The organism is Streptomyces sp. NPDC001401 (assembly GCF_042895385.1).
Taxonomy (GTDB): domain Bacteria; phylum Actinomycetota; class Actinomycetes; order Streptomycetales; family Streptomycetaceae; genus Streptomyces.
This window is the reverse complement of record NZ_JBIAWI010000002.1, coordinates 151981-163224: the sequence shown is the minus strand read 5'-3', so window position 1 is coordinate 163224 and position 11244 is coordinate 151981. Positions and strand designations below refer to the sequence as shown.

Genomic DNA, 11244 nt, shown 5'->3' with positions numbered 1-11244 from the left:
CGCCCGGAACCCTGCCGTCACACTTCGGGGCGCAACATCGGGGGGTTGAGCAGTGTGGCGCCGCCGGCCCTGAACAACTGGGCGGGGCGCCCGCCCTGGCGTGTGGTGGTCCCGCCGGTGGGAACGAGGAAGCCCGGTGTGCCCGTGACCTTGCGGTGGAAGTTGCGCGGGTCGAGCGCCACGCCCCACACCGCCTCGTAGACCCGGCGCAGCTCGCCGACGGTGAACTCGGTGGGGCAGAACGCCGTGGCGAGGGACGAGTACTCGATCTTGGAGCGGGCGCGCTCCACACCGTCGGACAGGATCTGGGCGTGGTCGAAGGCGAGCGGCGCCACCGGTTCGCCGTCACGGCCGTAACCGCCCTGCTGGAGCAGTTCCTCAACCGGAGCCCAGCGCGCATTGCTGGCGTCGCCGCCCGCTCGGGGTGCGGGCAGGTCGGGGGCCAGCGCCAGGTGGGCGACGCTGACCACGCGCATCCGGGGGTCCCGCTTGGGGTCTCCGTAGGTAGCGAGTTGCTCCAGGTGGGCGCCGTTGTCCTGAGCGGGAACGGCCGGGTCGTGGGCGCGCAGCCCGGTCTCCTCGGCCAGCTCGCGTGCGGCTGCCTGCGCCAGATCCTCGTCGGCCCGTACGAAGCCGCCCGGGAGCGCCCAGCGCCCCTGGAACGGTGGTTCGCCCCTGCGTACCGCCAGCGCACACAGGGCATGGCGGCGCACGGTCAGCACGACCAGGTCCACGGTGACGGCAAAGGGCGGAAACGCTGACGGGTCGTAGGGCATGCGGCGATCATAGTCGTCTGCCTGACGATAAACACTCCCTTCGTCGGCCGCTTCGGTGGCTGATCCACTTCGGTCCGGTATGGACCTCACCATCTGGTTCCGGGTGCTGTGCGGTGGTGCGTCATCCGAGGTCACACTCCCAATTGCAGCCCTTCGGCAGCCTCCTCGACCATGGCGAGGCCGAGTCGGCTGACCCGCACGGAGAAGGGAGCACCGGCGATCCGCAGTCCCCTCAGAACGATCTCGCCCAGGGGTGCACTGTGCATGGGCCGCAGTGTGACGGTCCCGGCCGGAGCATCCGGACGGATACCCGCGAGAGTCACCAGCAGCAGCACGCCGGCGGCCGCCGCGGTGGCGGCGGGACGACAGGCCGCCGGGTGCGGGAGGGGAGCGCTCCCGGCGGTGCGCTGCTCCCCCGCGTACATCTCGGGCAGCCGGTGCCCGAAGCTCTCGGCCGCCGCCAGTGCGCCCCTCAGTAGTGAACTTGCCTCCTTCTCGTAGCCGGCAGCGGCCAGGCCTGCGACGCCGATCGCCGTCTCGTGGACCCGCACGGCGCCGCTGCGGTGGCCGAACGGGTTGTATCCGGCTTCCTTCGCGCCGAGTCCGCGCAGACCCCAGCCCGAGTCCATGCCCGGGCCGCCGAGCAAGCGTGCCAGCTGTTCGGTCTGCACCTTGTCGAGCAGGCCGGGGGCCGACTCGCCGCCGCCGAGCAGTCCCGTGTCGAGGAGATGGGCGGCAGCAGCACCCAGGTGCGGCACCGGGGTGCCGTCGGGCGCGCGAGCGGCGGCCGGTCGGCCGCCGCCCCGGTCGTCGATCCAGAAGTCCTCCCTGAACGCCGCCCGTAGCGCCTGGGCCCACTGCCGCAACTCGGCGCCGCCCGGCCTCCCGCAGGCATCGAGCAGATCGGCGCCCAGCAGGGCCGCACGGTGGGCGTGGGCCTGCGTCTCGCAGCGGACGGGACCGCCGGGGTGCGGGTCACACAAGTAGGTGCCCTCGCCGACGGCCGTCCGCAGCCAGGCCAGACAGTGCTCGGCCGCCGGCAGCAGGACCTCCGTCTCGGCCTCGGAAAGGCCCCAGCGGCGGGCCTCCGCGAGGAGCGAGGGGAAGAGCAGCGTGGCTTCCGTGCCGGTACAACCAGGCGGCAGATGGGGGCCCGTGTCCCGTCGTGGCCCGGGGATCATGCCGGACTGCGGTCCCGCGCTCCGGAGTTGGCTGCGCGCGAGGGTACGCAGCGTGCCTGCGGCGAGCCGGGTGCCGAGGGGCAGCGTCATCCGCGCCGCGACCAGTGCCTCGGCCGGGGCCGGACCGCAGCGCCAAGGGGCTCCTGCCGCGAGATGCATGTCCGAAGGGTGCGCGGGGTCGCGCAACAGAAGGGCATGCAGATCCTCGACGCTTGTCCGCAGGAGCGACTGGACCCTGAGGTCGTCGCCGGACGCCCGAGCGGCGGCGAGAGGGCTCGTGGCCATGCGGCCCACGGCCCGGACGGGTCCCGCTCCGTCCGGCCGCACCCGTAGCTCCACGCTTCTGCTGCCGCCGGGTGGCAACTCGAACTCCCAGCGCAGCAACCCCGCCGAGGCCAGTGCATCCGCGGGCGGCGGATCTGCCGTGACCGACGAGTTCCCGGTGGCGCAGGACCAGCGCAGGCCCGAGTCGTGGACGCTGGCGGGCAGTTCGGGCCCGGCGGTGCCGGACGCGATGGCGCCCAGGTCGGCCAGATCCGTACCGAGGGCGACTTCGAGAGGCACACGCAGGGGGCGCAGGGCCGCACTGTGCAAGGTGATCCGCTCCGTCCCGTCCGCATGGCGAATGCGCTCGACGACGAGGTCCGGGTCCGGGCCGGAGTGCGGCGAGGCACGCAGCGCACCAACGAAGCGGGCCCGGTCGGCCGAGGTCATCCGGGCTTGGACCACCAGCGGTTCGCGCCCGGCCACGCGGACCTGGCAACGGGAGAGCACGCGTCGGCCCGCACGGTAGAACCCCTCCAGCCCCTGACCCGTCATCTCCCCCTGCTCCGACGAGATGGCGAGTCCAGGGAGCGCGACGCAGATCATGGCGGTGTGCGTGGACGGCAGTTCGACGGACCGGCGCGGTGCTGGAAGCGGAGCGGCTCGGGGCGGTGGAGTGGCTCCTGGGGGCGGGAAGGCGGACGAGCGGGGCGTCTGGCCTGCGGGGGAGGGCAGGGTCCGGCCTGCGGGTGGTTGCAGTGAGCGTTGCCGGCCTGTCAGTGGGGCGGAGGGTTGGGCCGGGCCGGGCGACCAGGCCGGGGGTTGGTCCGGGCCCGTCGGCCGGGACACAGGGTCGCCCGGCTCGGTCGGCTCGAGCGCACAGGGCCCAGGGACGTGCGGGCGAACGGCGGTGAGGCCCTGGTCGGTCGGCCTGACAGGGGGCCGGTCCTGACAGGCCGCCCCGACTGCGGACCGGGGTCGGTCCGTCGACACAGGCGGATACCAGTCCTGGCCGGTGGGTGGAGCGGCGCGTGCGGCGTCGGCCGCGAGCCGGGGCTCGCGCCGGCCTGCACGGTCCGCATGTGTCGGCAGGCGAGCGCCCGCCCCGGGAGACAGCGTGGACCGGTTTGCGCCGGAAGGGCCGTCACCGGCAGCGGAGGGCGGAGTCGGCTGATGCATGGACGGCTTCTTCTGCGCTCGGTGCACCTCGGGCGGATGCGGCGCCGGGTGGGGGGTTCCGGACGGGCGTGGGCTCTGCGGCGGCCCGGCCCATCCGGGCGTTCCGCCACTCAGGTGAACGGAAGAGCAGTCCTCCGGGTCACGCCCGCGGCGGGCCCGCCCGGACGGACGCCGGCGCCGCTGATCGCCCCCGGCGATTTCTCGTTGCCGCGCGCGGATCGCTCCACGACTGCCGTCGATCCGACCGCACCGACCAGCGCTCGCCCTGCACTCGCTCACGCCTCCTCCTCTGTGCTGTCGCTTCCGGGGCGAAGGCTTTCGGGGCACTTGTCGCGGCGGTGCGCTGCGCCCTTGCCGGTGGTACGCGGGCGCGTGCGGCCAGCCCGTTCGGATCCGGGATGGGTGCCACCTGCCACCGGCGTCCGCCGGCGAGGGACGCCAGTACCGCTCCCCCGGCCTTCTGCCCTCGCCGGGCGGGGATGGCTGCGGACCGTGCCGCTCGAGCGGACACGGCGTCGCGGACGGGAAGCCTCCTCCGACACCCACTCCGGCTCGATGGCCTCGGCCGTCACCGGCTCTGCGGTTCCCTCCCTGTCGTGCGAGAGCTGGACTGCCGTCCGCCCGCGGTCCTGTCGCTCCGCACGCAGGCAGCGGCGGATCGACTCCGGGTCCAGGCCCTCGTTGCAGGCCTGGTGCAGCAGGCGGGCGAAGAGGTAACCGGGGTCCGCGCCGAGAGCCATGGCGAGGGCTTCCCGGGCCTCCAGGTCGTCACCCGTGGACCAAGCGACCCACCCGGCCAGCGTCAGCGGTGCCGCCGCGTGTTCGCCGTAGGGTCCGACGCACCGGCGGGCCAGGGCCCGCCAGAGCCGGAGTGCGGGCGCGGCCTCCTCGCCCTCCATCCACTCGGCCGCGCGGTCTCGGGTTGCACGGTCCTGCAGGCCGAGAATCAGTGTCGCGGCTTCGTCGTGTGCGAGCAGTTCGTCATCGCGGAGATCCGCCGTGAGCGTGCCGGGCACCGGCGGTGCGTCGGCCAGCCGACACATGATCCGCGCGGACAGCTCCAGTGTCTCCTCGGCCACGCCCGCGCGGCTGGCGCCGTCGAGGATCCTGGGGACCAGCGCCATGCTCGCGGCGTCCAGGGCGCTCTCCTGCTCCAAAGCGGCCGCGGTCTCCCAGGGCAGCAGCCTGGCGCGCAGTTCGCGCAGAGTGCCGCGCACCTGCAGGCCGGCGTAGGTGGCAGCGGCGGCCAGCACAGAGGTGCCGGGCAGGCCCATGGGCAGGCCTTCGGGTGGGCAGCACGCCTCGTTCCCGCAGCAGTAGGACCAGAAGCGGCCGTCCGAGATGCACAGCGCCTCGATCACCGGTACATCGAGCTGACCGCACTCGACGCGCAGTTTCTGGGCCAGCGGGCGCAATCGCTCCATGACCTGCCGGCCCGACTCGCCCTTCGCCGGTTCCTGACAGAGATAGGCGACCATCTGTTCGGGCCGGGCTCCCCTGCGCTCGCTGCCCGTCACCAGCCCGTGGGCCAACTGCTGGGCCACGGAAGCCCAGTCGTCCGCACTCGCGGGAATGCCGAGCCGGGCGCGGCCGCCGAACCGTCCGCGGCCGTCCCTGTCGTGCAGGGCGACCAGCACGATGCTTTCCTCGGGGCGGTACCCCAACAGATAAGGGAGGGCGTCGGCCAGTTCGGCCGGGGTGCGCAGCGTGACCTGGTGCTCGGCGCCGTGACTGTCGTAGGCGGTGCAGTCGACGTGGGCCGGGCGGCCCGGGTGCTTGTCCCGCACGTCCTGTGCGCCGCACCTGCCCTGCGCGGCGGGTCCGCCGTGGTCGTCCGAGGCGGTCGGACCGACGTGCTTCTCCTGTCGGGCGGGTTCGCCCTGTTCGTCGTGAGGCCCGGTACCGTCGCGTCCGGCGGCCTTGCCGTTTTCGGGGGATCCAGTGGTTTCGCCGTGGTTCGTCATGCGCCGACGATCTCGCGGATCGCGATATTCCGGTTTGCCCTGTGGATAAGTCAGGCCAGGGACACGTCAAGTCGATGCCCAGCGGATGCAACTTGCCCGATGCCCAGGGCGTTGCGATGTCTCCCCCGCCCTTCTCCTCCACAAGCCTGGTCCGGCTTGTCAGTGCCGTCCTGTTTGATGGGATGCATGGAGCACACGAGCAACGCGGAACTCCGGGCGGCCGCCGACACGGTCCTCGCCCGCCTCGTCGGGGACGCCACGGGCGCGGCCCGGCTGCGCGAGGACCAGTGGCGGGCGATCGAGGCGCTGGTCGCCGACAGACGCCGGGCGCTCGTCGTACAGCGCACGGGGTGGGGCAAGTCCGCGGTCTACTTCGTGGCGACGTCGCTGCTGCGGGCCCGGGGCAGCGGGCCCACCGTCATCGTCTCTCCGCTGCTCGCGCTGATGCGCAACCAGGTCGAGGCCGCAGCCCGGGCCGGTATCCATGCACGGACGATCAACTCCTCGAACACCGAGGAGTGGGACACCGTTCAGGACGAGATCGCCGCGGGTGAGGTCGACGTCCTGCTGGTCAGTCCGGAGCGGCTCAACAACCCGGACTTCAGGGATCAGGTGCTGCCCAAACTCGCCGCCGCCACCGGACTCCTCGTGGTGGACGAGGCGCACTGCATCTCCGACTGGGGGCACGACTTCCGCCCGGACTACCGGCGGCTGCGCACCATGCTCAGCGATCTGCCGCCGGGCGTACCGGTGCTCGCGACGACCGCCACCGCCAACGCGCGCGTGACCGCCGACGTCGCCGAACAGCTCGGCACCGGGGGCTCGTCGGACGCCCTGGTGCTGCGAGGCCCGTTGGACCGGGAGAGCCTGAGCCTGAGCGTGCTGCGGCTGCCGGACGCCGCACATCGAATGGCCTGGCTCGCCGACCACCTGGGCGAGTTGCCGGGTTCCGGGATCATCTACACACTCACCGTGGCCGCCGCCGAGGAGGTCACTGCCTTCCTGCGGCACCGCGGTCACACTGTCGCTTCCTACACGGGGAAGACCGAGAACGCCGACCGGCTGCAGGCAGAGGACGACCTCCTCGCGAACAGGGTTAAGGCCCTGGTCGCGACCTCCGCACTGGGCATGGGGTTCGACAAACCGGACCTCGGATTCGTGGTGCACCTCGGCTCGCCGTCCTCGCCCATCGCCTACTACCAGCAGGTGGGCCGCGCCGGACGCGGCGTCGAACACGCCGAGGTGCTCCTGCTGCCGGGGAAGGAGGACGAGGCGATCTGGGAGTACTTCGCGTCGCTCGCCTTCCCGCCGGAAGATCTGGTACGCCGCACTCTCGACGTCATCGCGCGCGCGGACAGGGCCTTGTCACTGCCCGCCCTGGAGCCCCTGGTGGAGCTGCGCCGCTCCCGCCTGGAGACCATGCTCAAGGTCCTGGACGTGGACGGGGCGGTCAAGCGGGTCAAGGGCGGCTGGACCGCAACCGGACAGCCGTGGACGTACGAGGCAGAGCGGTACGACTGGGTCGCGCGGCAGCGCAGGACCGAGCAGCAGGCGATGCGCGAGTACGCCTCGACGACCGACTGCCGCATGGAGTTCCTGCAGCGCCAGCTGGACGACGAGGGCGCCAAGCCCTGCGGCCGCTGCGACAACTGCGCGGGCGCGCGGTTCACCGCGGACATGTCCACGACCGCACTGGACGCGGCACGCGTCGATCTCGGTCGGGCGGGCGTCGAGGTGGAGCCACGCCGTATGTGGCCGACCGGCCTGCCGGCGATCGGCGTCGACCTCAAGGGGCGTATTCCGGTTGGTGAACAGGCCGCTTCGGGGCGGGCGTTGGGCCGCCTTTCGGACATCGGCTGGGGCAACCGGCTGCGGCCGATGCTCGCGCCGCAGACCCCCGACGGCCCCGTGCCGGACGACGTGGCGAAGGCCGTTGTGGGCGTGCTCGCGGACTGGGCCAAGGGGCCCGGGGGATGGGCCTCGGGAGCGGCGGACGCACAGGCGCGCCCGGTGGGTGTGGTCACCGTCTCCTCGCGCACTCGACCCCAGTTGATCAACTCCCTGGGCGCCCGCATCGCGCAGGTCGGCAGGCTGCCGTTGCTCGGCTCGGTGGAATACACGAGCGACGCGCCCCATGTCTCCCGCAGCAACAGTGCACAGCGCCTGAAGGCACTGGACGGCATGCTGACCGTGCCGCCCGCCCTCGCTTCCGCCCTCGCCGAGGCCGGCGGCCCGGTCCTCCTCGTGGACGACTTCACCGAGACCGGCTGGACGCTCGCGGTCGCGGCCCGCATGCTCCGACGTGCCGGTGCGCAGGGGGTGTTGCCACTCGTCCTGGCCGTCCAGAGCTGATCGCGGCGCGGCGCCCCAGGCCCGCTCGGCGGCCTTGCCCTGGACCACGTCCGCCCCAACGGTGTACTAACTCGGGGTGAACGGTCGCCTCATGCGTCGTGGCGCGACGCACTGGGTAGGGATATAAACCGCAGACCGAGATGTTCCGGTCAGTGGCCCCAATTGCTCGTTGCCGCATCCAAGTTCGGCAGGAAGAATTGAAGTCCGCTCCCCGCACGGCTCGTCCGTGGTCCGGTAGGGCTCTGCTGCGGCGTGCGCTCCCCTGAACAAAACCCCGCCCGTAGTGTGGGCGCGTAGCCGAAGGGAGGACCGTGACCTTCGGATTCGCTCCGTCCTCGGCGGCATCCACGTCGACGTCTGCCGACCTGTCCGCCGCATCCGCCAACCCTCTCGCCCGCATGCTCGAACCCGCGGAGTGGGCCGCCGCCGGAATCCCCCTGCTGCGCAATCCCCGAGAGGTCGTCAGCGGGCTCCATTCCCGGCATCACCCCAGGCCTGCGACCGCGATCGTGGCCGTACTCGACCCGGACGAACGCCTTTGCGCGAGCGCCTCGTTCACCCGCCGCCCGGCTCCGGCCGACGGCTGGATGTTCCGCAACACGCTGCTCGCGCAGCTGCGCCGGGTCATCCCGCACGACCTGCGGCGCCGCACACCGGTGCGCACCGCGGTGCTGCTCTACTGCCGTGAGGGCGACGCGCGTTGGACCGAGGAGGACGGCGCATGGATGTGGGGCCTGCGTGACGCGTGCACATTGCACGGTCTGCGCTGCGGGGCGTACATCACGCTGACCCGGGACGGCTGGCAGGTGCTGGGCGAGGGCCGCGGCGGGCGCCGTCCCAACGCGGACTCGTCACCGGAGTCCTTCGGCATGTCCGAGGCGTTGCCCCCGCTGCCACGCACGGGTGGTGCCGCCTCGGAGGTCCTGCGCCGCGCTGCGGCTCGCTGAGAACCCCGCCGGGCCACGCCCGGCCGACCGGCACGCTCCCCTCGTACGCCACCTTCGCCCCGCACCGAACGAGGGATCTTGCACACGCCGGTCAAGGCCGCCCGTCGGCACTCCGAGCACCCACCCCCGCACGCTTTGGGGCACCTTCGCTGCACGGACGACGGACGCCCGGCCCCGCGTTGATGCTCCCCCACGTCCTCGTCACACATCAAAGGGCCAGGCGGAAGCGCTCGCGCACCGGGCATCCCGACGGGTTCTGCGCACGCCGAAACGCCCGCCGTGCCGATGCCGCCGCAGCGGCGTCCTCGTCGCTCCGGCGTCCCCGTGGACGTACCGGAACAGACTCAGACGCCGGCGCCCAGCACCGAGTTGATCTGCTGCGGGTCGCCGCAGACGATCAGCAGGGCTCCGGCCCGGGTGAGGGCCAGCGGCAGGGCGGAGGCGGCGGCTGCGTCGGAACCACCATTGACGGCCACCACGACCACGGGGCGCGAGGCTGCGCGACCGGCGACAGAAGCCTCCGTGTAGAAGACGTCGTCGCCCGCGTCGTGCTGCGCCCAGTAGGAGGCTTCACCGAAGGACAGCTCGTGGGCGGCCCACGGGTGCTGTTCACCGGTTGTGATCACCAGTACGTCGCCGGGGGCACGACCCGAGTCCAGAAGCAGGTCCACGGCTTCCTCGGCGGCGTCGAGCGCGCCCTCCGCCGAAGCCGGGATCAGCTGGATCTGCGGGGTGGCCGAACCAGTGACAGTGGCCGGAGCAGCCGGGACCGAGGGTCCGGGCTTGGCCGCGGCCACGTCACGCGGCGTGCGCTGCACCGGCGGCGTGGGCCGGAGCGGACCAGGACGACCGGGACGCGGCGGAGCCGCGGGACGGGGACCGGGTACGGGACGGGGGGTCGGCGCGGTGCGGCCACTGGCCGGAGTGGCGCGGGGACCCTGGGCACTCTCGTGAATCTGAGGCTCCTCGGGAATGAGAGGCATGAGCTGATATTTATCAAACGTTGGTACGGCTCGCGTCAGCGGGTGGCACATGAGTGCGAGCGGATTCGTCAGAAATCGAAGCCGAGCTGACCCTCGATCTCCGGAACGCTTCCGTCCGCCCCGCTACGGACCTTCTTGAGATGCCGCCACTGGGGCAGCGCATCAAGATACGCCCACGACAACCGGTGGTACGGGGTGGGGCCCCGCTCCGCCAGTGCGGCCTTGTGCACGGGCGACGGATACCCGGCATTGTCCGCAAAACCGAAGTCTGCATGGTCGACAGCCAGTTCGGCCATCATTTTGTCGCGCTGAACCTTGGCGATCACCGAGGCCGCCGCGACCGCCACACACGAGCGGTCGCCCTTGATCACCGTACGGACCTGCCAGGGAGCGCCGAGATAGTCGTGCTTCCCGTCGAGGATCACCGCATCGGGGCGGACCGGCAGAGCCTCCAGGGCGCGCACCGCCGCCAAGCGCAGGGCGGCGGTCATGCCCAGATCATCGATCTCCTCCGGGGAGGCATGCCCCAGAGCGTACGAGGTCACCCACTTCTGCAGCTCCACGGCAAGAACGGTGCGCCGTTTGACGCTGAGCAGCTTGGAGTCGGTGAGGCCCTCGGGGGGCCTGCGCAGTCCGGTGACCGCCGCGCAGACGGTGACGGGGCCGGCCCACGCACCGCGCCCCACCTCGTCGACACCGGCAATGATCTTCGCTCCGGTCGTGGCGCGAAGGGAGCGCTCGACGGTGTGAGTAGGTGGTTCGTACGGCATGGCGCCTTCAGACTACGCCCCGCGGATCACCAGGCGACACCCCGGCTCCCACAACCACGTCACAGCCCCCGGGCCCCGCACTCAGCCGCAGCTCGGCCGCAGCAGCGGAACCATCAACTGGTCGATCATCTCCTCGAGATCACGATCGATCCATTCGCTTCCGCGCATCTTGGAGCGATACATCATCATCGCCGGGATGGCGTCGAAGACATAGCTGTTCGCCGCGTCGGGTCGCACCTCATTCCGCTCTATTCCGCGGGTGATGACCTCACGGAGCAGCTTGATGGTGGGCTCCACGATCCCGTCGAAGATCACGCCATGGAAGCGCTCCGCCTGGATCGGGTCGCATTCGTGAATCACGGCGCGGACCGCGAAGCCGGGTCGGGAGAACATTGCCTCACGCGCCTGTCGGCACAGCGCGAGCAGATCCTCGCGCACACTGCCCAGGTCGGGCGCCTCCTCTATGCGCGGCAGTCCGGCCTGCAGCGCGTCCGCGACGAGATCCTCCTTGGACGGCCAGCGCCGGTAGACCGCGGCCTTGCCGGTCTGGGCACCGGCGGCGACGCCCTCCATGGTGAGGCCGTTCCAGCCGACCGTACTGAGCTGTTCCAGGGCGGCATCGAGGATCGCGCGTTCGAGCACGGCGCCGCGCCGACGGAGGGAGGCCGCCTGAGCGGGGGCGGCCGTCCAGCGCGAAGTAACCATCTGAGTGTCTCCAGCGAGCAAGGGGAGCGGGGATTTCGGGGGTTGGGGGCGCGCCACGTGGCGGCAACGGGGGATTCGCCACGCGACACCAATTTAAGTGAACGCTTGCGTTCACTATCGGGG

8 protein-coding genes are annotated in these 11244 nt (G+C 71.9%); 2 read left to right on the top strand and 6 right to left on the bottom strand.

The genetic code is table 11. The annotated features are described in order from the left end of the window. Window positions 1-17 precede the first annotated feature (17 nt). The 3 genes from ACFY10_RS08450 to ACFY10_RS08440 all read right to left on the bottom strand — a co-directional run bounded on the left by ACFY10_RS08450 (window position 18) and on the right by ACFY10_RS08440 (window position 5364). Window positions 18-776 (bottom strand): NUDIX domain-containing protein, encoded by a 759-nt coding sequence (locus ACFY10_RS08450; RefSeq protein WP_030939512.1) that lies wholly within the window; start codon window positions 774-776, stop codon window positions 18-20. A 131-nt stretch (window positions 777-907) separates the two neighbouring features. Beyond that, window positions 908-2776 carry a glycogen debranching N-terminal domain-containing protein gene (locus tag ACFY10_RS08445; RefSeq protein WP_390664297.1) on the bottom strand — a complete coding sequence of 623 codons (1869 nt, stop codon included), beginning with the start codon at window positions 2774-2776 and terminating at the stop codon, window positions 908-910. 899 nt (window positions 2777-3675) lie between these two features. Then, on the bottom strand, window positions 3676-5364 hold the full coding sequence (locus tag ACFY10_RS08440) for a DUF4192 domain-containing protein (protein ID WP_390664296.1): 1689 nt from the start codon (window positions 5362-5364) through the stop codon (window positions 3676-3678). Window positions 5365-5550: 186 nt separating this feature from the next. Here ACFY10_RS08440 and ACFY10_RS08435 point away from each other — a divergent pair, with 186 nt between their 5' ends. Both ACFY10_RS08435 and ACFY10_RS08430 read left to right on the top strand, forming a co-directional pair. Continuing rightward, window positions 5551-7716: a RecQ family ATP-dependent DNA helicase gene (locus ACFY10_RS08435; RefSeq protein ID WP_390664295.1), complete on the top strand. Its 2166-nt coding sequence runs from the start codon at window positions 5551-5553 to the stop codon at window positions 7714-7716. Between the two features lie 311 nt (window positions 7717-8027). Further along, entirely contained in the window at window positions 8028-8663 is a 636-nt protein-coding gene (locus ACFY10_RS08430; protein ID WP_390664294.1) for a hypothetical protein, read from the top strand. A 344-nt stretch (window positions 8664-9007) separates the two neighbouring features. Here the strand turns inward: ACFY10_RS08430 and ACFY10_RS08425 are convergent, their stop codons facing one another. The 3 genes from ACFY10_RS08425 to ACFY10_RS08415 form a co-directional block, all read right to left on the bottom strand. Next, the gene (locus ACFY10_RS08425; protein ID WP_390664293.1) at window positions 9008-9646 is read right to left on the bottom strand and encodes a hypothetical protein; all 639 of its coding nucleotides are present in this window, start codon (window positions 9644-9646) and stop codon (window positions 9008-9010) included. A gap of 68 nt (window positions 9647-9714) precedes the next feature. Beyond that, window positions 9715-10416, bottom strand: coding sequence for a ribonuclease HII (locus ACFY10_RS08420; protein WP_390664292.1), 702 nt, complete (start codon window positions 10414-10416; stop codon window positions 9715-9717). A gap of 81 nt (window positions 10417-10497) precedes the next feature. Next, window positions 10498-11121, bottom strand: coding sequence for a TetR/AcrR family transcriptional regulator (locus ACFY10_RS08415; protein WP_390664291.1), 624 nt, complete (start codon window positions 11119-11121; stop codon window positions 10498-10500). Window positions 11122-11244 lie beyond the last annotated feature (123 nt).

What these genes read in the sequence shown, in the direction of transcription:
- ACFY10_RS08440 (WP_390664296.1), bottom strand. Translation starts at nt 5,364, where the DNA reads ATGACGAACCACGGCGAAACCACTGGATCCCCCGAAAACGGCAAGGCC.
- ACFY10_RS08420 (WP_390664292.1), bottom strand. Translation starts at nt 10,416, where the DNA reads ATGCCGTACGAACCACCTACTCACACCGTCGAGCGCTCCCTTCGCGCC.
- ACFY10_RS08415 (WP_390664291.1), bottom strand. Translation starts at nt 11,121, where the DNA reads ATGGTTACTTCGCGCTGGACGGCCGCCCCCGCTCAGGCGGCCTCCCTC.
- ACFY10_RS08445 (WP_390664297.1), bottom strand. Translation starts at nt 2,776, where the DNA reads ATGACGGGTCAGGGGCTGGAGGGGTTCTACCGTGCGGGCCGACGCGTG.
- ACFY10_RS08425 (WP_390664293.1), bottom strand. Translation starts at nt 9,646, where the DNA reads ATGCCTCTCATTCCCGAGGAGCCTCAGATTCACGAGAGTGCCCAGGGT.
- ACFY10_RS08450 (WP_030939512.1), bottom strand. Translation starts at nt 776, where the DNA reads ATGCCCTACGACCCGTCAGCGTTTCCGCCCTTTGCCGTCACCGTGGAC.
- ACFY10_RS08435 (WP_390664295.1), top strand. Translation starts at nt 5,551, where the DNA reads ATGGAGCACACGAGCAACGCGGAACTCCGGGCGGCCGCCGACACGGTC.